The organism is Achromobacter sp. FW305-C-28, from assembly GCF_058783235.1.
In genome coordinates, this window is the sequence record NZ_JBYSYL010000005.1 from 1 (window position 1) to 19,133 (window position 19,133).

The following is a 19,133-nucleotide window of genomic DNA, read 5'->3' on the forward strand; positions in this document are numbered from 1 at the left end:
ATCAGGCGCGTGATCTACACGACCAACGCCATCGAGAGCTTGAACATGCAATTACGCAAGATCATCAAGACGCGAGGTCACTTTCCCAACGATGAGGCCGCCATCAAGCTCCTATGGCTGGCGTTACGCAACGTGCTCGCCAAGTCTGTGAGGGCAACCTTCGACTGGAAAGCGGCCATGAACCAGTTTGCTATCCTGTTCGGTGAACGGTTTACTGCGGCGCATGGATAACAACTTTTAAAACGCCTCGCCCACGAAAATACGGACAGGCTCACGATTGCGGTCCGGAGCCTTCGCTCCGGACTCGCCTCGGCGGCCCCCCCCGTCCTCATCCTCGTACGCCTTCGGCTCCCTAAGGATTCCCTCGGGCGCATCTACACGCCCCGCCCACCCCACACCGACACCGCCAAGCGCTCACGATGGTGATTAGCCTCGGGCGCTGGGGCGGGTGGTGTGCTTGGCATGATAGCCACGGTCAGAGTGGGGGGCGGTGATGGGCGGCGCGGCAGGTACCTGTTTGCTCGTGCTGATCGTCTCGCGCGCCGCCCATCAGGCGCTACGCACTGACGTCGAACGCCACGGCATACGCGCCGCTCGCGCGTGTCGGTGATGCTGTTGTTCTCTAGTGTGTGACGGCAACAGATCAGAAGACTGCTGAAGGCAATAGGATCACTGAAGGCAATAGGTCAGCAGCTTGCCGCAGCGGCACCCTGGTGAAAATCCAGCCAATCGACGCCGGCCTGCTACCGGCGCGGATGCCATGGCGTTCGACGTCAGTGGCCAGCGCCTGATGGGCGGCGCGCGAGACGGCCAATACGAGCAAGCCGGCACCAGCCGCGCCGCCCATCACCGCCCCCCCCACGACGTGCGGACCAATAGCAAACAACTCTCCACCCGCGCGAAGCGCACCCGCAACACTTTCTAGAAACGCAATGCCAAACGTGGCCGCCCGCGCGGCCGCGGCTTGGCGACCCTGTAGATTCCATTCCCTGACCACAGGTCTAGCAGCGCCACAAGCCTCGAAAGCCGTAGCCCCTCGCGGGGGTGGCATGCGGGGTGGGCAACCTCGATGCGCCCAAGGGAATCCGTAGGGAAGGCCGCAGGCCTGGACGAGGATGACGCAGGGGGGGCCCGCCTAGGGCAGTCCGGAGCGAAGGCTCCGGACCGCAATCGTGGGCGCCCACCCCGCATGCCACCCCCGCGAGGGGCGACCTACGAAGCGACAACCACACAATCCAAATAACCTAAACCCGAGCCGGCAACACAATCCCGGACGCTTCACCAAAGCCAATCCGAGGATACCCAGCCTTCACACACTCAGCCCGCATGATCACCTGATCCCCATCTTGCAGGAACGTACGCTTCTCCCCCCAAGGCAGATCAAATGCAGTCTTCCCGCCATTGCTCAGTTCCAGCAGCGAACCCGCTTCTGCCGCCTGCGGACCCGACAGCGTCCCCGTACCCAACATGTCGCCCGGTTGCAGGTTGCAGCCGTTCACGGTGTGGTGCGTGATCAGTTGGGCGATGTTCCAGTAGGCGTCGCGGAAATTGCTGCGCGAGAGTTTGGCCGGGGGCAGTTTTTCGGTGCGCGACTTTTCCGTCGTCAGCAGCACTTCCATTTGCACGTCGTAGGCGCCCTTCGCGCGGTTTGCGTCCGAGGCCAGGTAGGGCATCGGTTGAGGTTCTGCGGGGCCGCGGTTCCATTGCGTGCGGAACGGCTCCAGCGCTTCCATCGTCACGATCCACGGCGAGATCGTCGAGGCGAAATTCTTCGACAGGAACGGGCCCAGCGGCTGGTATTCCCAGGCCTGGATGTCACGTGCCGACCAGTCGTTCAGGATGCACAGGCCGAACACGTGCGCGTCCGCGTCCGCCAGCGTGATGCGTTCGCCTTGCGCGTTGCCCGTGCCCACGAAAATGCCCAGTTCCAGTTCATAGTCCAGGCGCGCGCACGGGCCGAACTGCGGGTTTTCACCTTCGTTTGCCGGGCGCGTCTGGCCTACCGGGCGCGGGAACTTCTGGTCCACCCCGATGCTCGATGCGCGGCCGTGGTAGCCGATGGGCACCCATTTGTAGTTCGGCAGCAGAGGATTGTCCGGACGGAATTGCTTGCCCACCGACGTTGCGTGGTGCACCGAAATATAGAAGTCCGTGTAGTCGCCAATGCGGGCCGGCGTCGTGTACTCGGCGTCTGCCTGCGCCACCAGCAGCGGCTCCACCACCGTGCGCAGCGCCGCGCCTTCGCGCAGCGCGCGCGACAGTGCCAGGCGCAGCGCGCTCCAGTGGGCTTGGCCCAGCGCCATCAACGCGTTCAGGCTATCGCCCTGGCAGGCGGCCAATGCCTGTCCGGCAGCGCCTTCGAACGGCTGCTTGTCAGCGAGTGCGGCCAGGTCCAGGATCTGGTCGCCGATTGCCACGCCTGGGCGGAACGATTCCTGCGAGCCCTTGCGGCGAAACGCCGCGTACGGCAGGTTTTGCACCGGGAAATCCGACGTGCCCGTATTGGCGCTGGCTACCCAGCTCTTCAGGGACGGGTCGTGCGTTTCGTTGATCGAAGTGGTCATGGTTCTGGTGTCTCGTTCAATGTGTTTGTAAGGGGCCGGCAGGCGCCGGGAAAAGCCAAAGCCAAACGGCGATGCGCTTGCGCGCATCGCCGTGGGCGGGCGTGAAATCGGTCTGTCCGGTCACGCCTTGCCGGGATCGAAGTGCTTCTTGATGTCCTGCCAGCACCGGTAATAGTCGCCCTGCAATTCTACCGACGCCAATGCCTGGGCGGTCGGGCGGATCACACGGCGCGTCTCGAACATGAACGCCATCGTGTCGCGGATGTAGTGCGCCGTGCTGGTGTCGGCGTGCGACGCCTTCTCGAACGTTTCCGCATCCGGGCCATGGCCGCTCATGCAGTTGTGCAGGCTGGCGCCGCCCGGGGCGAACCCTTCGGCCTTGGCGTCGTATACGCCCTGGATCAGGCCCATGAATTCGCTGGCCACGTTGCGGTGGAACCAGGGCGGACGGAACGTGTTTTCCATCGCCAGGATGCGCGGCGGAAAGATCGCGAAGTCCATGTTCGCCGTGCCCGGGGTGTCGGACGGCGCCGTCAGCACCGTGAAGATCGACGGGTCCGGATGGTCGAAGCTGATCGAGCCGATCGTGTTGAAGTGGCGCAGGTCGTACTTGTACGGTGCATGCGTGCCGTGCCAGGCCACCACGTCCAGTGGCGAATGGCCGATGGCGGCGCGCCAGAAGCCGCCCGTGAACTTGGATATCAATTCGAAATCGCCTTCCACGTCTTCATACCAGGCCACCGGCGTCTTGAAATCTCGCGCATTGGCCAGGCAGTTCGAGCCGATCGGTCCCAGTTCCGGCAGGCGCAGCGCGGCGCCGAAGTTTTCCAGCATGTAGCCGCGCGCCGTGTCGTCCAGCAGTTGCACGGCAAAGCGCACGCCGCGCGGGATCACGGCGATTTCCAGCGGCTCCAGGTCGATCAGGCCCAGCTCGGTGGCCAGGCGCAGGCGGCCTTGCTGCGGCACCAGCAGCAGCTCGCCGTCGGCGTTGTAGAAATAGCGGCCCTTCATGCTGCGATTGGCCGCGTACAGATGGATGCCGACGCCGCCCTGCTCATCGGGGCCGCCATTGCCGCCCCAGGTCTTCACGCCTTCCAGGAAATCGGTGGGGGCGCTGGGGATGGGCAGCGGGCTCCAGCGCAGCTGGTTGGGCGTGACCGGGCCTTCGCCAAACGTGCTTTGCCAGCCCGCGGCGCCGCTGAACGGTGCAAACGGCTTGTGCTGGGCGCCGGGGCGGATGCGGTACAGCCACGAACGGCGGTTCTCGCTGCGCGGCGCGGTGAAGGCGGTGCCGGACAGTTGCTCGGCGTACAGGCCGTAGGGACATTGCTGGGGCGAATTGCGGCCCAGCGGCAGCGCGCCGGGCAGGGCTTCGGTGGCACAGTCGTTGCCGAAGCCGGTCTGGTATTGCAGTTCCATGGAATCCTCCTGGGTGGCGCGCGGTGCGTGGCCGCGCGGTCTTGGTTCTGGGGCTACTGGCAGCGCTTGCCCGAGGCCGATACGCCATTGTCGGAAAAAAACCCCGCTACGGCTACGGGAATGCAAAAATAGCAACTATAAATTTTGTGAATAGTAGGGGGCCGCATGGCCGAACTGCGCGACGTAGACCTGAACCTCCTGATCCTGTTCCAGCATCTGCTCGAAGACCGCAACCTGTCTGCCGTGGCGCGGCGGCTGGACTTGTCGCAGCCCGCCGTCAGCAATGCCCTGCGGCGGCTGCGGCTGGCCTTTGGCGACGAATTGTTCGTGCGCACCGCCCAGGGCATGCTGCCCACCCCGCGGGCGCAGCGTCTGGCCGGACCGGTCAGCGAGGCGCTGGCGATGCTGACGCAGGCGTTGCAGGACCAGGATGCCTTTGACGCGTCCACCAGCACGCGGCGTTTTCGCGTGGCCATGACCGACGTGGGCGAGATTCACTTCATGCCGCGCCTGATGGAAGTGTGCGTGCAGGTGGCGCCGCAGGTGCGCATTGACTCCGTGCGAGTGCAAGGGCCGGACCTGCCGCGCGAAATGGAGGCGGGCCGCGTCGACCTGGCGATCGGCGCATTCGACGAGATGGGGGCGGGCACGTTGCAGCGCATGCTGTTCCGGCAGGGCTACGCCACGCTGTTTCGCCAGGCGCATCCCACGGCCCATGCCGGCATGGGGCTGAAGGCGTTTCGAGCCGAACGCCACCTGATCGTGTCGCGCGCCGCGCCCTACGGCCAGGTGAACCAGTCGATGGAGCGCGCCGGCCTGGTGCTGGCCGAACACTTCAGCGTGCCGCATTTCTCGGCCGTGCCGTATATCGTCAGCGCGACCGACCTGCTGGCCACGGTGCCCGAAAAGCTGGCCGCCAGCGCGGCGCCGCCCTTTGGCCTGCGCATCATGACGCCGCCGGTGAAGGTGCCGGCGCTGCAGACCAATATGTACTGGCAGCGCCGCTACGACCGCGACGGCGGCAACCAGTGGCTGCGCGCCTTGATCGTCAATGCGTTTGCGGTGGGGGCGCCTGCGGTATGACCGAGGCGCGCGCCTGCGCCAGGGCTTCGCGCAGCACGGCCATGTCGCCCAGGTGGTTGGCCAGCAGCAGGATCAGCGCGGCGTTCATTTCCTGGCTTTGCTCGTTGCTCAGGTCGCGGTGCGCGTCGATCAGCGCTTCATAGAAGTCGTCCGGCGCGGCCAGGTTGTTCTCGGTGATCAGCATGGATAGTCCTTCGGATTCAGGCGCGGCCGGTGGCGCGTTGGATGGCCGAGGCCACGGCGTCGGGCGCAAAGGCGCGCCAGCGCGCGCTGATGTGCTGGTCGGGGCGGATCAGGTAGGCGGTGCCGGGGCGGGCGTCGTAGCGCTGGGCCAGCAGGCCTTCGCTGTCGACCACCTGCGCCAGGTCGGCGGGCCACGCCGAGGTGTCGCAGTGGGCGCTTGCCACCAGCACCGGCGTGACCGGCACGGCCGTCAGGCGCAGCGCCTGCAGGGCTTGCAGCGTGTCGGGCGCAGGCAGCTGGTCGCCGCAGAACAGCGCCAGCGTGAAGCTGCCGGTCAGGCGAGACAGCCACCAGTCGATACCGCCCGGGCCTCGTACCGGGGCGTCCAGCGCCACGGCGCCTGGCCGCATGCGGCCGGCAAACGCGTCCGTGTCGGGCGTGTTCAGCGGCGAATCGGCATAGGTGGCGGGCAAGGACAGCCGGCCGCTGTTGACCAGTGACCGCGCGAATGGATGGTGGCGCGCCAGGTTCAGCACGGCATTGCGGAAGCTGCGGCTGATGTCGCTCTTGGGGGTAATGAAATCGGTGGCGCGCGACGAGTTCAGGATGTTCTCGTCGGCGGCATGCTCGCGTTCTGCGGCGTAGCTGTCCACCAGCGATTCGGGCGCCTGGCCGGCCAGCACCAGCTTCAGCTTCCAGGCCAGGTTTTCGGCATCCTGCACGCCGCTGTTGGCGCCGCGAGCGCCGAACGGCGATACGCGATGGGCCGAGTCGCCCGCGAACAGCACGCGGCCGTGGCGGAACGTGTCCATGCGTTCACAGGCAAAGGTGTACACGCTGACCCATTCCAGCTCGAATTGCGCGTCGGGGCCGAGCAGGGCGCGGATGCGCGGCAGCACGTTCTCGGGCTTGACGGCTTCGACGGGGTCGGCGTTCCAGCCCAGCTGGAAGTCGATGCGCCAGACGTTGTCGGGCTGCATGTGCAGCAGCACCGACTGGTTGGGGTGAAAGGGCGGGTCGAACCAGAACCAGCGTTCGGCGGGAAAGTCCGCCTTCATTTTGACGTCGGCGATCAGGAAGCGGTCGCGGAAAATGCGGCCGTGGCTTTCCTGGCCGATCAGCTTGCGCACCGGGGAACGCGCCCCGTCGCACGCCACCAGCCAGTCGGCCTGCAAGGTGTAGGCGCCCTCGGGCGTGTCGATCGACAGCACCACGCTCGCGTCAGTCTGCTCGACGCCGACCACCTTGTTCTTCCAGCGCAGGTCGATATTGGGCTGCTGGCGCGCCTGTTCGTACAGGTAGCCTTCGGCGTAGTACTGCTGCAGGTTGATGAAGGCGGGGCGGCGATGGCCGGGTTCGGGCAAGAGGTCGAAGCGCCAGACCTCCTGGTCGCGGAAGAACACCTTGCCCACGTTCCAGGACACGCCCTTGTCGGCCATGCGCTGGCCGACGCCCAGGCGGTCCCAGATTTCCAGCGTGCGCTTGGAAAAGCAAATGGCGCGCGAGCCGGTGGACAGGCGGTAGTCGTCGTCCAGCACCACCACGCGCACGCCCTGGCTGGCCAGGTCCAGCGCCGTGGTCAGGCCCACTGGTCCGGCGCCCACCACCACCACCGGGTGGCGCGCGCGTGCCGCGGCCGCCTGGTCGGCGTGTTTTTCATAGGCGAACTCCATCGCCTGAAAGTCGATGTCTCCCACGGTTGTCTCCTGTGTGGGTCATTTTGTTTTTATGCTCGGCTGCGCCTTGCTGCCCACGCCGGTTGGGGTGGGGGCGGGCGAAGCCGGTTCCTGCTTGGCGTGAAACGGTGAGGGCGGCCGCTTGTGTCGGCCTGCCCACCCCGTTCCGGTGCGGGATCAGCCCTCGAGCTGGGCCCACATTTCCAGGTCGCGCTTGTCGGTCCAGATGCGCGGGTGAACGTGGCCGGAGGCTTCGTCATAGGCGCGCGACACGTCGAACGGCATGCAGTGGTCGAAGATGACCCAGTCGCTGTAGCGCGGCTTCATGAAGTCGTAGACCTCGCGGTAGATCGTCTTCAAGTCGCGGCCTTCGGCCACGCCGCGGTTCACGGCGCCGTACAGGTCGGTCAGGAACGCGCGGGTGCCGGCCAGACCCTGGCGCACTTCCGTGGCGTTCTTCAGGGCCGGGCCGCGGCCGGGCACCATCTTTTCGGCTTCAAAGCCGGACAGCGCGTCCAGCGTCGTGGGCCAATCGCGGAAGTAGGCGTCGCCGCAGTAGGGCGTGGACTGGTATTCGACCAGGTCGCCGGCGAACAGGATCTTCTGTTCGGGCAGCCAGGCAATGGTGTCGCCCTTGGTGTGGCCACGGCCCACCTGCAGCAGCTTGACTTCCAGGTTGCCCAGGTTGACGGTCATTTCGCCCTTGAAAGTCATCGTGGGCCAGACCAGGCCGGGCGGAATCGATTCGGCGTTGCGGAACAGGCGCGGGAAACGGCCGATTTCGCTGGCCTTGTCCTGTTCGCCGCGTTCGGCGATGAGGTCGTAGGTGTCGCGGCTGGCCAGGATTTCCTGGGCGTTGTAGGCCGACGCACCGAACACGCGCACGGCGTGGTAGTGCGACAGCAGGATGTACTTGATGGGCTTGTCGGTGACTTCGCGAATGCGGCGGATGACGTCCTGCGCCATAACCGGGGTGGCCTGGGTGTCGATCACCATGACCGCCTCGTCGCCGATGATCACGCCCGTGTTGGGGTCGCCTTCGGCCGTGTAGGCATAGGCGTTGTCGGACAGTTTTTCAAACGAGACGACCTTGTCGGACAGGTCGGCTTGCGAGGCGAATTGCTTGCTCATGACTGGCTCCTTCCACTTTTATAGGAATAGGGGGTGTGGAAGGAATATAGCGTGGCGTTAGTGCTTATGCAATACGTTTGCTATTGACTAATGGTCTGGTTTTTTCAGGGATTTCACCAGGGTGTCGGGTCGGCCGCCCATGGCAAACCGGGCCGCGAGGCGGCCCGGAGGGGAGCATTCAGGGGGAACTTCCGGGCCCGGCAGGGCTCAGATTGCCAGTTTGGCGATGCAGCCACGCGTGACCGCGACCCGGGCGGGCAGCGCTAGGTTTTCTGGCACTTTGGGCAGTAGTAGGTAGCGCGCTGGCCCTGGACAATGCGCCGTATCGGGGTGCCGCACACCTTGCAGGGCTGGCCTTCACGTTCGTAGACCGCGGCGTGGATCTCGAAATAGGCGCCCGGTTCGCCGCTGGCCCCGACGTAGTCGCGCAGCGTGCTGCCGCCCGAGGTCAGGGCGTCGGCCAGGGTGGCGCGCACCATGTCCGCCAGGCGGTCGCAGCGGGCGGCCGACAATTTATTGGCCGGGGTCTTGGGATTGATGCGGGCCCGGAACAGGCTTTCAGAGGCGTAGATATTGCCCACGCCCACGACCGCCATGCCGGCCAGCAGCACCTGCTTGACCGCCGCGCCGTGCCGCTTGAAGTGCCGGTGCAGCCAGGCGCCGTCAAAGCGCGGGTCGAAGGGTTCGATGCCCAGCTTGGCCAGCAGCGGGTGGTTTTCGATGGGGCCGTCGGCGTCGGGGTGCCACAGCACCGCGCCGAACCGGCGGGGATCGTGCAGGCGCAGGACCGCCTGGTCGAAGATCCATTCGACGTGGTCGTGCTTGCGCAGGAATTCGCCCGGCGCCGTGCTCCGCAGCGAGCCGGACATGCCCAGATGCACGATCTGGGTGCCGTGGTCAAAGCGCAGCAGCAGGTATTTGCCCCGGCGGCCGCATTCCAGCACGGTATGCCCGCCCAGCAGGTCGGGCAGGTCGGCAGGGATGGGCCAGCGCATCCGGGACTCGTGGACGACCAGCCGCGTGAGGGGGCGGCCGGTGATGACAGCGTCTATTCCCCGACGCGTGGTTTCAACTTCAGGCAGTTCCGGCATGAGCCAGTGTAAGATCATCAATTGCGTGTACGAAGATTGTGCCATCAACCGGACGGGCCGCGTGAAGTCGTCTTTCAAACAAATGAATATCGGGTTTGCCACGCTGGCGCTCGCGTTGGCCGCCATCCTGGCCCCTCAGGCCCAGGCCGCCGACAGCCGGACGCGCGACGCGACCGGCCCGCGCATGGCGCCCCAGAACCGCCAACCTGAAACCGAGGTCATCCGCCTGCGTCCGGGGCAGTTGCCCTATGTGTCGCTGACGGCCGACATCTTCTATCGCGTCCTGGCATCGGAAATCGCCGCGCAGCGCGGCATGTACGGTACCGCCGCCAACACCATGGTCGGCCTGGCCCGCGATACCGGCGATCCCCGCCTGGCGCGCCGCGGCCTGGAATTCCAGCTGGCGGGCGGCAACCTGCCGGGCGCACTGGATGCGGCCCGGGTCTGGGCCCGCCTGTCGCCCAACGATCTCGAAGCCAGCTCCACCGAATTGGCGCTGGCCGCCGCCAATGGCCAGACCAAGGGCCTGTCGCAGGCGCTGCGCAACCGCATCGACGCCTCCCGCGACAAGCCCGCGGCCATCGGCCAGGCCCTGGCCGTGCTCAGCCGCCTGAACGACCGCCGCCTGGCGCTGCGCATCCTTGACGAATCCTTCAGCGACAGCGTGCGCAAGCTGCCCGCCGCGCATCTGGCGCTGGCCGACGTGGCGTCCGCGTCCGGCGACAACCAACGCGCCACCCAGGAAGCCCGCGCCGCGCTGGCCGCCGACCCGAAGTCCGAAGCCGCCGCCCAGCGTGTGCTCGAGTACGGCTCCAAGGTCGATCCCCAGCGCGCCCAGGCCGACGCCCGCGCCTATATCAGCCGCAATCCCAACGCCCGCAAGGTGCGCCTGATGCTGGCCGGCCAAATGGCCGACGCCGGCGACTACGCGGGCGCCCTGGCCGAATTGCAGGCCATGTCGCGCCGTTCGCCCGAAGATTTCGACCTGCTCTTCATGCAGGCCCAACTGGCCTACAAGGCCGGCCAGCTGCCGCAGGCCAAGGCTTTCCTGCAGCAGTACCTGGACGTTCAGAACCAGCGCCAGCGCGCCATTGTGCCGGGCGCCACCGACGCCGGCGCCGCCGCGGCCGATGCTCACGTGCTGCTGTCGCGCATTGCCGAAGACCAGGGCCAGTACGACGAAGCCATCGCCGAACTCGGCCGCATCGACGATCCGTCGCTGCGCTACTCGGCCAGCATGCGCCAGGCCGTCCTGCGGGCCAAGTCCGGCCGGGTCGACGACGCCATCAAGATGGTCGATGCCGCCTCGCCGCAAGACGAAGAAGAACGCACGCTGGGCGTCTTGACCAAGGCCCAGATCCTGCGCGATGCCGACCGCATCGGCCAGGCGGTGTCCACGCTGGAAGCCGCCGACCAGGCACTGCCCGATACCGTCGAGATCAAGTACGAGCTGGCCATGCTGTACGAGCGCCAGGACCGCCTGGCCGACCTGGAACGCATGCTGCGCCAGGTCATCGCGCTGGATCCGGACCACGCCCACGCCTACAACGCGCTGGGCTACACGCTGGCCGATCACAACCAGCGCCTGCCCGAAGCGCTGGACCTGATCACCCAGGCGCTGGAACTCTCGCCCAACGATCCGTTCATCCTGGACAGCATGGGCTGGGTCAAGTTCCGCATGGGCGACCAGGTCGCGGCCGCCGACTACCTGCGCCGCGCCTACAGCGTGCGCCCGGAAGCCGATATCGCCGCCCACCTGGCCGAAGTGCTCTGGACTCAGGGCAAGCGCGACCAGGCCACTGACCTGCTGCGCGCCGCCCTGCAGAAAGACCCCAAGAACAAGACCGTGCTTGATGTGGTCAAGCGCCTGGGAGTCAGTCTGTGACGGCAGTGGCACGGCGCCTGCATGATGGCGTAGCGGCATTGCGCTGGGCGCTGCTGGCCCTGCTAGCCTTCGTGCTGGCGGCCTGCACCACCACGCCCAAGCCCATCGAAGGCACATCCGCCGACGCGTTTTCACGCATCGGGCGTTTCGCCATAACGGTCAACGAAGAAGGCGGCAAGCAAAACGCCGTGCAGGGCGGGTTCTCGTGGTCCGACGATGGCCGTCGCTATGTGCTTGACCTGACCAACCCGCTGGGGTCGACCGAAGCCCGTGTTGAAGGCCAACCCGGCGCCGCCAGCCTGACCAAGGCCGACGGCACCCGCCTGGTCGCCGACAACCCCGACGCCCTGGCCGAAGACGCCCTGGGCAGCAGCATGCCGGTGTCCGGCCTGCGCGACTGGCTGCGCGGCAAGCTGGCGGGGCAACCCGAAGCCACCGACGTTTCCAGCGACGAATTGGGCCGCCCCGTGGCATTCGAGCAAGGCGGCTGGCGGGCCAACCTGTCGCGCTACGACACCCTGGGGCCTCGCATGCTGGTCCTGGAACGCCAGGAACCTGGCCGCCGCATCATGGTGCGGCTGGTCGTCAACCAGCCCTGATCTTTCCCTGATTTGTCAGGCCCGATGGCCGCTGCGCCCCTTGTTTCAATCCTGGGGCGCCGCGGCCATCGGCGTTAACACGTCCGTCATTTTTCAATCGCGCAAATAAGCGCGGCAAAATCCGCTGTGTTACGGCTTGAAATATCTTGTTTAGCCTGAATAATTCTCCCGAGACCCGCGCGCGCGACCAGCCCGCTCGGCTTGCAAGACCGGCAGCCGCGGATCGCGCCGCCGATTTTTTGGAGAAAGGCTATGTTCAGGAACACCCGAATCGCGACGATGCTCTTGGGGATCATCGCGGTATTTTTCACTTTCCAGCTGCTTGTCGGCGGCATGGGCTTCATCGCCTTGCGTCAGACCAACCAGGACGTCGGCCAGCTGTATCGCCTCTCTTCACAACAGGTCAACGCGGTCAACTCGGCGGCCCTGTCCCTGGTGGCGGCTCGCACCGACCTCAGCCGTTACGCCACCCGGGTGGCGCAGGGCAATGCCAGCGATACCACGGCGCTGCGGCTGGCGCGTCAGCGCATCGCCGCGGGTGATCGCGCGTTCCAGGGCTTCTCAGGTGGCCTGTCGGCCGATGAGCGCGCCGCCTCCAAGGACCTGATCGAGGCCTACGGCAACCTCAGCACCAACCTGCAGAACGTGGGCAAGGTTCTTGAGGCCGGCGACATGGACGCCTACTTCAAGCAGGGTACGCAACAGGTGCAGGAACTGCTGGTGTCCGAGCGCGACGCCTTCATGCGCCGCGCCGAGGAAAGCGGGCAGGGCGTGATGGACGAGATTTCGCTGTTCCACCGCGTGTTCACCTACCTGCTGGGCGGCATCCTGGCCCTGGGCCTGGCGATGGCCGTTGGTGCGCACGTGCTGATCCGCCGCATGATCGTGCGCCCGCTGCTGGAAGCCGGCGAGATCTTCCGCCGCATCGCCGAAGGCGATTTGACGCGCCGCGTGGCCGATCGCGGCCGCAACGAAATCGGCGCGCTGCTGAATGCGCTGCGCGCCATGCAGGACAGCCTGGTTCGCACCGTGTCCACCGTGCGCCGTGGCGTGGACGAAATCAACGTCGGTGCGCGTGAAATCTCGTCGGGCAACACCGACCTGTCCAGCCGTACCGAAGAACAGGCCGCCTCGCTCGAGGAAACCGCCGCCAGCATGGAAGAGTTGGCGTCCACGGTGAAGCAGAACGCCGATACCGCGCGCGAAGCCAACCGCATGGTCGCCGCGTCCGCCGCGGTGGCGCAGCGCGGCGGCGATGCCGTGTCCAGCGTGGTGGAAACCATGCGCGCCATCTCGGGCAGTTCGGCGCGCATCTCCGACATCGTGGGCGTGATCGATGGCATTGCGTTCCAGACCAACATCCTGGCGCTCAACGCCGCCGTAGAAGCCGCGCGCGCCGGCGAACAGGGCAAGGGCTTTGCCGTGGTCGCCAGCGAAGTGCGCACGCTGGCCCAGCGCAGCGCTGCCGCGGCCAAGGAAATCAAGCAGCTCATCGAAGATTCGGCGCAGAAAGTCGGCGTCGGCTCCGCGCAGGTGGAAACCGCCGGCGCCACGATGCGCGAGATCGTCGACTCCGTGCAGCGCGTGACCAGCCTGATGGGTGAGATTTCCGCGGCCTCGGAAGAGCAGGCCAGCGGTATCGACCAGGTCAATCGCGCGGTCACGCAAATGGACGGCGTGACGCAGCAGAACGCCGCCCTGGTCGAGCAGGCCGCTGCGGCGGCTGGCGCGCTGGAAGAGCAGGCGCGCCAATTGGCTAGCGCCGTGGCCGTGTTCAAGCTGCCGGAAGGGCAGGTCATCGAGGCGGCTGCCGAGCGCCTGGCCGGCCGTGCCGCGCCCCAGATCGCCTGATCCCCTGGCAGCAGCCGGCCGCACGCGCGGGTCGTTAAAATCGGCGCTTCCGCCCAAATTTTCGATCCGCCGTGACTCTCTACGACGTTCCCGCGCCCGCCAAGCTGAATCTGTTCCTGCACGTGGTGGGCCGTCGCCCTGACGGCTACCACCTGCTGCAGACCGCGTTTCGCTTCATCGACCTGTGCGACACGCTGCATTTCGAGGCGCGCGCCGATGGCGTCATCAGCCGCGCCACGGCCCTGCCCGGCGTGTCCGAAGCCGATGACCTGACCCTGCGCGCCGCCCGTGCCTTGCAGCAAGCCACCGGCACGCGCCAGGGCGCGCAGATCGCGCTGGAAAAGCGTATTCCGCAAGGCGGCGGCCTGGGCGGCGGGTCCAGCGATGCGGCCACCGTGCTGATCGCGCTGAACCGGCTGTGGGGCACCGGCCTGACCCGGCGCCAGTTGATGGACCTGGCCTTGCCGCTGGGTGCCGATGTCCCGGTATTCGTGTTCGGCCAATCGGCTTTTGCCGAGGGCGTGGGTGAAAAACTGACGCCGCTCGACCTGCCGCAGCGGGCTTATCTGGTGGCCCAGCCGGACGCGAGCGTGCCGACTGTTGGAATTTTTTCCGCACCCGATTTGACAAGGGATTCTTCTTACATCACAATAGCGGACTTTCTTGCTTCGCCAACTTTTTGCTTCGGCAGAAACGACTTGGAGCCGGTAGTCTTCCGTCTTTATCCTGAAGTTTTCAGGGCATCGCGGTGGCTTGCTGAACAGGAAACTCTTGTCCGCAAGGGAATCCCAGTTCGCATGTCGGGATCTGGTGCGTGTTTGTACGCCGAGTTTTCCGAACTTTCGGAGGCCGTTTTGGCGAAAACGGAAATTACCGCTACAATGCGCGGCGCTGTTAAAACAAACAGCACAACGCATCCACGGTTCCGGTTAGTGCAGGCTTGTCCTGGGTTGACTGAGCATCCGTTGCGGAATTGGATTGCAAGATAGTTGGGGAGTCGCCAAGCTGGTTAAGGCACCGGATTTTGATTCCGGCATGCGAAGGTTCGAATCCTTCCTCCCCAGCCAACCGAATACATAAAAAAGCTGTTGAACACGCCTGTAAGACACTGGCCCGGGTTCAGCAGCTTTTTTATTTTCCGGTCCGCAGGTTCCCGCATCATCTCGTCAGTGTCTTAAACGACCATCGCATCATCCATCATGGCAAACGATAGCTTCATGATCTTCACGGGCACGGCCAACACTCGGCTGGCCGTGGACGTAGTCAACCACCTCGATATGTCCCTGGGCAAGATGACCGTCGGTCGCTTCTCCGACGGCGAGGTGATGGTCGAAATCAACGAGAACGTGCGTGGCAAGGACGTCTTCGTCCTGCAGCCCACCTGTGCGCCTACCAATGACAACCTGATGGAAATCATGGTCATGGTCGATGCCCTGCGCCGCGCTTCGGCCGGCCGCATCACCGCCGCGATTCCCTATTTCGGCTATGCCCGCCAGGATCGCCGCCCGCGTTCGGCGCGCGTGGCCATCTCGGCCAAGGTCGTGGCCAACATGCTGCAAGTGGCTGGCGTCGACCGCGTCCTGACGATGGACCTGCACGCCGACCAGATCCAGGGCTTTTTCGACATCCCCGTGGACAACATCTACGCCGGTCCGATCTTGCTGGGCGACATCTGGCGCCGCAATTTCTCGAACCTGGTCGTGGTGTCCCCGGACATCGGCGGCGTGGTCCGTGCCCGTGCACTGGCCAAGCAGCTGGAAGCCGACCTGGCGATCATCGACAAGCGTCGTCCGCGCGCCAACGTGTCGGAAGTGATGAACATCATCGGTGAAGTCGACGGCCGCACCTGCATCATCATGGACGACATGGTCGACACCGCCGGCACGCTGTGCAAGGCGGCCCAGGCCCTGAAGGACCGCGGCGCCGGCGCCGTCTACGCCTACTGCACGCACCCCGTGCTGTCGGGCGGCGCCATCGACCGCATCGAAGCGTCGGAACTGGACGAGCTGGTCGTCACCGACACCATTCCGCTCTCCGAGCAAGGCCAGGCCAGCGGCAAGATCCGCCAGCTGTCGTGCGCCGCGCTGCTGGGCGAGACCATCCTGCGTATCTCGAACGCCGAATCGGTCAGCTCGCTGTTCGTCGACTGACGCCAGGCGTCGGTCGGGCGTTCAGCCCACCCCCGTTTTTTTGTGCCTTGCTGGTCGCGGCAAGGCACAAGCAACACGGCGCACCTGTTGTGCGCCGTGCTTTAACCGGCGAAGCCTCTTCGCTATTTTTTGTTTTTGGAGTTTTCCATGAAATTCATCGCCACTGCGCGTAGCGTCCAGGGTTCGAGTGCGAGCCGCCGCCTGCGCCGCGCGGGCCGCGTTCCCGCCATTGTCTATGGTGGTACGGCTGCCCCCCTGAACATCGAACTCGACCACAACGAGATCTACCACGCGCTGCGCAAGGAAGAATTCCACGCATCGATCCTGCAAATGCAGCTCGAAGGCGCCAAGGAAGAACAAGTTCTGCTGCGTTCGGTTCAATGGCACGCCTACAAGCCGCAAGTCCTGCACGTGGACTTCCAGCGCGTGGACGCCAACCAAGCCCTGCGCACCAAGGTGCCGCTGCACTTCGTCAACGCTGAAATCTCGCCGGCCGTGAAGCTGTCGGGCGCCATCATCAGCCACGTGACGACCGAACTGGAAATCACCTGCCTGCCGGCAGCGCTGCCCCAGTTCATCGAAGTCGACCTGACCAACATCCTGGCTGGCGCTTCGATCCACCTGGCCGACATCAAGCTGCCGATGGGCGTGACCTACGTCCCGCACGGCGCTGACGCCAACCCGCTGCTGGCCGCCGCAGTCGTCAAGGGCGGCGCTGCCGCTGACGACGCCGACGAAGCCGCTCCGGCTGCCCCGGCCGCCTAAGTCCTGCCGGAAAGCCTCGGCTTTCCTGCGGCTGGTGCCCGAAACCCTGCGTGTGCATTTGCATGCGCAGGGTTTTTTGGTTTAAACACCCCCATCATGTCTACTCCCATACGCCTCATCGTGGGATTGGGTAACCCCGGTCCCGACTACGAAACCACCCGGCACAACGCCGGCTTCTGGCTGGCCGACCACCTGGCGGACGATCTGCGCACTTCTTTTGCGCTCGAGAAATCCTTTTTCGGCATGGTGGCCAAAGCCCGCGTGGGGGCCGACAGCGTGCTGCTGCTCAAACCCAACACCTACATGAACCGGTCCGGCCAGGCGGTGGGCGCCTTGGCGCGCTTCTACAAGCTGACCCCCGAACACGTGCTGGTGCTGCACGACGAACTGGACCTGATGCCCGGCCAGGTCAAGCTCAAGCAGGGCGGCGGCCACGCCGGCCACAACGGCCTGAAAGACATCCAGGCCGCGCTGGGCAGCCCGAACTTCTGGCGCCTGCGCATCGGCATTGGCCACCCGCGCACGCTGAACCTCGCGCAGCAGGTGGCCGACTTCGTGCTGCATCCGCCGCGCCGCGAAGAGCAAAAGGAAATCGAAGCCGTCATCGACCGCTGCCGCGCCGTGGTGCCGGCCATGCTGGCGGGGGATTTCCCGCTGGCCACGCGCCAGCTGCACAGCGGCAACGACGCCTGATGAACGCCAGCCCCGGCACCATGTCCGTCCGCAAACCGCGATTTCGCACCGAATTGGTGGATTTCTGGCGCTTCGTGCGCCGGCCGCATCCCATGCGGCGCCTGCCCGGACGCACCGCCGCGATAGGCTGGGTGTCGGACTGGTGGCCAGGTGTCGGCCCCGGGCGCATCCTCGCCTGGGCGAGCGTGCTGTGGCTGATCAACCTGCTTATCCTGGGGCCGCTGGCGGTCGCTGCGGCCGGGGCGGGCGGGGTGACGCATCGGCTGGATCCGGCCAACATTCCCTGGCTGACCGCCATCATCTGGGCGCCCCTGGTCGAGGAAATGCTGTTTCGCTATGGCTTGCGGCGTCCCAGGCAGGCGCTGTGGTTCTGCCCGGCGCTGTTGCCCGTGGTGCTGTACGGCCCGCGCATCTGGACCGGCCTGCTGCTGGCGGCCTTCGTGCTGCTGGCGTGCTGGGCGCTGCGCCCCAAGGCCGAACCACTCAAAGGCTGGAACACCGCCTGGCGGCGCCACTACCTGAAGCACTTCGGCTGGGTGTTCCACCTGGTGGCGCTGACTTTCGCCGCCGTGCACCTGACCAACTTCGTCTTCAAGGACACCCCTTACTGGTTGCTGCCACTGCTGGTGCTGCCGCAGTGGGTGACCGGGCTGGTGCTGGGCTGGATTCGCGTACGCCGCGGCATTGGCGCTGCGATCGCGCTGCACGCCACCTTCAATGCTGGCCCCATTTTGCTGATCTGGGCGGTGATGCGGTGGCTGCCCGCCGCGGCGCAGTAGCAAAGCCGCGGCGCCGGCCTGGCCGCCTGTGCGGCCTTCACGGGTCGCCGCCCCGCGCCGGCCGTGTGCCCGCCGTGCCGTAACCCCTGGCGGGGTAAACTAGAACGTTAACGCTCAATACCGTACTTACACAGGATTCCCATGGCTCTGCAATGCGGCATCGTCGGCCTGCCCAACGTTGGCAAATCGACACTCTTCAACGCTCTGACCCGCGCCGGCATCGCCGCCGAGAACTACCCGTTCTGCACCATCGAGCCCAATGTGGGCGTCGTCGAGGTGCCGGATCCGCGCCTGCAGAAGCTGGCCGAGATCGTCAAGCCCGAGCGCATCCTGTCCGCCACGGTCGAATTCGTGGACATCGCCGGCCTGGTGGCTGGCGCCAGCAAGGGCGAAGGCCTGGGCAACCAGTTCCTCTCGCACATCCGTGAAACCGACGCCATCGTCAACGTGGTGCGCTGCTTCGAAGACCCCAACGTGATCCACGTGGCCGGCAAGGTCGACCCCATCGCCGACATCGAAGTCATCGAAACCGAACTGGCCCTGGCCGACCTGCAGACCGCCGAAAAGGCCCTGCTGCGCCACCAGAAGACCGCCCGTTCCGGCGACAAGGAATCGCAACGCATCGTGGCCGTGCTGGAAAAGTGCGTGGCCCAGCTGAACGAAGCCAAGCCGATCCGCGCGCTGGACCTGACCACCGAAGAGCAGGCCGACATCGCCCAGCTGTGCTTCATCACCGCCAAGCGCGCGATGTACGTGGGCAACGTCGCTGACGACGGCTTCACCAACAACCCGCTGCTGGACCGCCTGACCGAATTCGCCGCCGCCCGCAATGCGCCGGTCGTCGCCATCTGCGCCGCCATCGAATCGGAAATCGTTGATCTGGACGACGCGGATCGCCAAGCCTTCCTGTCCGACATGGGCATGGAAGAACCGGGCCTGAATCGTTTGATTCGTGCTGCCTTCAAGCTGCTGGGCCTGCAAACGTACTTCACCGCCGGCGTGAAGGAAGTGCGCGCCTGGACCGTCGCCATCGGCGCCACCGCGCCGCAAGCCGCAGGTGTGATTCACACCGACTTCGAGCGTGGCTTCATTCGCGCGCAGACCATCGCGTACGAAGACTACATCGCCTACAAGGGCGAGCAGGGTGCCAAGGAAGCGGGCAAGATGCGCGCGGAAGGCAAGGAATACATCGTGCAGGATGGCGATGTGATGAATTTCTTGTTCAACGTCTGATCGGATTGAACGTCCTGGGCATGGCATGACA

19 protein-coding genes and 1 tRNA gene are annotated in these 19,133 nt (G+C 65.7%); 13 read left to right on the forward strand and 7 right to left on the reverse strand.

Translation table 11 applies throughout. The annotated features are described in order from the left end of the window. Together AC3WMR_RS14240 and AC3WMR_RS14245 are read left to right on the forward strand one after the other, a co-directional pair. Positions 1 to 231: transposase (locus tag AC3WMR_RS14240; RefSeq protein WP_492281571.1), on the forward strand; the 231-nt coding region annotated here is incomplete at its 5' end. 529 nt (positions 232 to 760) lie between these two features. Further along, complete coding sequence (locus tag AC3WMR_RS14245; RefSeq protein ID WP_492265717.1) at positions 761 to 925, forward strand: hypothetical protein; 165 nt, start codon at positions 761 to 763, stop codon at positions 923 to 925. Between the two features lie 319 nt (positions 926 to 1,244). Here the strand turns inward: AC3WMR_RS14245 and fahA are convergent, their stop codons facing one another. After that, positions 1,245 to 2,564, reverse strand: coding sequence for a fumarylacetoacetase (fahA, locus tag AC3WMR_RS14250; protein ID WP_492265718.1), 1,320 nt, complete (start codon positions 2,562 to 2,564; stop codon positions 1,245 to 1,247). Positions 2,565 to 2,684: 120 nt separating this feature from the next. Beyond that, the gene (gene hmgA / locus AC3WMR_RS14255; RefSeq protein ID WP_492265719.1) at positions 2,685 to 3,983 is read right to left on the reverse strand and encodes a homogentisate 1,2-dioxygenase; all 1,299 of its coding nucleotides are present in this window, start codon (positions 3,981 to 3,983) and stop codon (positions 2,685 to 2,687) included. A gap of 165 nt (positions 3,984 to 4,148) precedes the next feature. Here hmgA and AC3WMR_RS14260 point away from each other — a divergent pair, with 165 nt between their 5' ends. Beyond that, positions 4,149 to 5,066: a LysR family transcriptional regulator gene (locus AC3WMR_RS14260; RefSeq protein WP_492265720.1), complete on the forward strand. Its 918-nt coding sequence runs from the start codon at positions 4,149 to 4,151 to the stop codon at positions 5,064 to 5,066. Here the strand turns inward: AC3WMR_RS14260 and AC3WMR_RS14265 are convergent. The 4 genes from AC3WMR_RS14265 to mutM form a co-directional block, all read right to left on the reverse strand. After that, positions 5,032 to 5,250: a DUF2783 domain-containing protein gene (locus AC3WMR_RS14265; protein ID WP_492265721.1), complete on the reverse strand. Its 219-nt coding sequence runs from the start codon at positions 5,248 to 5,250 to the stop codon at positions 5,032 to 5,034. The two genes, AC3WMR_RS14260 and AC3WMR_RS14265, sit on opposite strands and share 35 nt — an antisense overlap. A gap of 16 nt (positions 5,251 to 5,266) precedes the next feature. Next, positions 5,267 to 6,946: an FAD-dependent oxidoreductase gene (locus AC3WMR_RS14270; protein WP_492265722.1), complete on the reverse strand. Its 1,680-nt coding sequence runs from the start codon at positions 6,944 to 6,946 to the stop codon at positions 5,267 to 5,269. A gap of 156 nt (positions 6,947 to 7,102) precedes the next feature. Beyond that, a complete protein-coding gene (locus AC3WMR_RS14275; RefSeq protein WP_492265723.1) occupies positions 7,103 to 8,056 on the reverse strand; it encodes an MBL fold metallo-hydrolase in 954 nt (317 codons plus the stop codon). A 263-nt stretch (positions 8,057 to 8,319) separates the two neighbouring features. Continuing rightward, complete coding sequence (gene mutM, locus AC3WMR_RS14280; RefSeq protein WP_492265724.1) at positions 8,320 to 9,147, reverse strand: bifunctional DNA-formamidopyrimidine glycosylase/DNA-(apurinic or apyrimidinic site) lyase; 828 nt, start codon at positions 9,145 to 9,147, stop codon at positions 8,320 to 8,322. On the opposite strand from mutM, the gene AC3WMR_RS14285 reads away from it, so the two are divergent. Together AC3WMR_RS14285 and lolB are read left to right on the forward strand one after the other, a co-directional pair. Continuing rightward, complete coding sequence (locus AC3WMR_RS14285; protein WP_492265725.1) at positions 9,146 to 11,032, forward strand: tetratricopeptide repeat protein; 1,887 nt, start codon at positions 9,146 to 9,148, stop codon at positions 11,030 to 11,032. The genes mutM and AC3WMR_RS14285 overlap by 2 nt on opposite strands. Further along, positions 11,029 to 11,631: a lipoprotein insertase outer membrane protein LolB gene (gene lolB, locus AC3WMR_RS14290; protein WP_492265726.1), complete on the forward strand. Its 603-nt coding sequence runs from the start codon at positions 11,029 to 11,031 to the stop codon at positions 11,629 to 11,631. The genes AC3WMR_RS14285 and lolB overlap by 4 nt, the downstream gene beginning before the upstream one ends. An 86-nt stretch (positions 11,632 to 11,717) precedes the next feature. Here the strand turns inward: lolB and AC3WMR_RS14295 are convergent, their stop codons facing one another. Continuing rightward, positions 11,718 to 11,927 (reverse strand): hypothetical protein, encoded by a 210-nt coding sequence (locus AC3WMR_RS14295; RefSeq protein ID WP_492265855.1) that lies wholly within the window; start codon positions 11,925 to 11,927, stop codon positions 11,718 to 11,720. On the opposite strand from AC3WMR_RS14295, the gene AC3WMR_RS14300 reads away from it, so the two are divergent. From AC3WMR_RS14300 to ychF, 8 genes are all read left to right on the forward strand, one after another. Then, complete coding sequence (locus tag AC3WMR_RS14300; RefSeq protein WP_492265727.1) at positions 11,884 to 13,482, forward strand: methyl-accepting chemotaxis protein; 1,599 nt, start codon at positions 11,884 to 11,886, stop codon at positions 13,480 to 13,482. The genes AC3WMR_RS14295 and AC3WMR_RS14300 overlap by 44 nt on opposite strands. A gap of 71 nt (positions 13,483 to 13,553) precedes the next feature. After that, positions 13,554 to 14,471 carry a 4-(cytidine 5'-diphospho)-2-C-methyl-D-erythritol kinase gene (ispE, locus tag AC3WMR_RS14305; RefSeq protein ID WP_492265728.1) on the forward strand — a complete coding sequence of 306 codons (918 nt, stop codon included), beginning with the start codon at positions 13,554 to 13,556 and terminating at the stop codon, positions 14,469 to 14,471. Position 14,472: 1 nt separating this feature from the next. Then, a tRNA-Gln gene (locus AC3WMR_RS14310) sits at positions 14,473 to 14,549 on the forward strand. Between the two features lie 132 nt (positions 14,550 to 14,681). Then, positions 14,682 to 15,632, forward strand: a complete 951-nt coding sequence (locus AC3WMR_RS14315; RefSeq protein WP_006227587.1) for a ribose-phosphate pyrophosphokinase — start codon at positions 14,682 to 14,684, stop codon at positions 15,630 to 15,632. A 147-nt stretch (positions 15,633 to 15,779) separates the two neighbouring features. Next, a complete protein-coding gene (locus AC3WMR_RS14320; RefSeq protein ID WP_175191384.1) occupies positions 15,780 to 16,397 on the forward strand; it encodes a 50S ribosomal protein L25/general stress protein Ctc in 618 nt (205 codons plus the stop codon). Positions 16,398 to 16,493: 96 nt separating this feature from the next. Next, positions 16,494 to 17,090 carry an aminoacyl-tRNA hydrolase gene (pth, locus tag AC3WMR_RS14325; protein WP_492265729.1) on the forward strand — a complete coding sequence of 199 codons (597 nt, stop codon included), beginning with the start codon at positions 16,494 to 16,496 and terminating at the stop codon, positions 17,088 to 17,090. Then, the gene (locus AC3WMR_RS14330) at positions 17,090 to 17,869 is read left to right on the forward strand and encodes a CPBP family glutamic-type intramembrane protease (RefSeq protein ID WP_492265730.1); all 780 of its coding nucleotides are present in this window, start codon (positions 17,090 to 17,092) and stop codon (positions 17,867 to 17,869) included. Before pth ends, AC3WMR_RS14330 begins: the two co-directional genes overlap by 1 nt. A 141-nt stretch (positions 17,870 to 18,010) precedes the next feature. Beyond that, entirely contained in the window at positions 18,011 to 19,102 is a 1,092-nt protein-coding gene (ychF, locus tag AC3WMR_RS14335) for a redox-regulated ATPase YchF (RefSeq protein ID WP_025139446.1), read from the forward strand. The last annotated feature ends 31 nt before the right edge of the window (positions 19,103 to 19,133 follow it).

Coding starts and splice junctions, on each gene's coding strand:
- AC3WMR_RS14285 (WP_492265725.1), top strand. CDS start 9,146: ATGAGCCAGTGTAAGATCATCAATTGCGTGTACGAAGATTGTGCCATC.
- AC3WMR_RS14275 (WP_492265723.1), bottom strand. CDS start 8,056: ATGAGCAAGCAATTCGCCTCGCAAGCCGACCTGTCCGACAAGGTCGTC.
- AC3WMR_RS14245 (WP_492265717.1), top strand. CDS start 761: ATGGCGTTCGACGTCAGTGGCCAGCGCCTGATGGGCGGCGCGCGAGAC.
- AC3WMR_RS14265 (WP_492265721.1), bottom strand. CDS start 5,250: ATGCTGATCACCGAGAACAACCTGGCCGCGCCGGACGACTTCTATGAA.
- AC3WMR_RS14295 (WP_492265855.1), bottom strand. CDS start 11,927: ATGATCCCCAAGAGCATCGTCGCGATTCGGGTGTTCCTGAACATAGCC.
- pth (WP_492265729.1), top strand. CDS start 16,494: ATGTCTACTCCCATACGCCTCATCGTGGGATTGGGTAACCCCGGTCCC.
- fahA (WP_492265718.1), bottom strand. CDS start 2,564: ATGACCACTTCGATCAACGAAACGCACGACCCGTCCCTGAAGAGCTGG.
- AC3WMR_RS14300 (WP_492265727.1), top strand. CDS start 11,884: ATGTTCAGGAACACCCGAATCGCGACGATGCTCTTGGGGATCATCGCG.
- AC3WMR_RS14260 (WP_492265720.1), top strand. CDS start 4,149: ATGGCCGAACTGCGCGACGTAGACCTGAACCTCCTGATCCTGTTCCAG.
- ychF (WP_025139446.1), top strand. CDS start 18,011: ATGGCTCTGCAATGCGGCATCGTCGGCCTGCCCAACGTTGGCAAATCG.
- AC3WMR_RS14330 (WP_492265730.1), top strand. CDS start 17,090: ATGAACGCCAGCCCCGGCACCATGTCCGTCCGCAAACCGCGATTTCGC.
- AC3WMR_RS14315 (WP_006227587.1), top strand. CDS start 14,682: ATGGCAAACGATAGCTTCATGATCTTCACGGGCACGGCCAACACTCGG.
- AC3WMR_RS14320 (WP_175191384.1), top strand. CDS start 15,780: ATGAAATTCATCGCCACTGCGCGTAGCGTCCAGGGTTCGAGTGCGAGC.
- hmgA (WP_492265719.1), bottom strand. CDS start 3,983: ATGGAACTGCAATACCAGACCGGCTTCGGCAACGACTGTGCCACCGAA.
- mutM (WP_492265724.1), bottom strand. CDS start 9,147: ATGCCGGAACTGCCTGAAGTTGAAACCACGCGTCGGGGAATAGACGCT.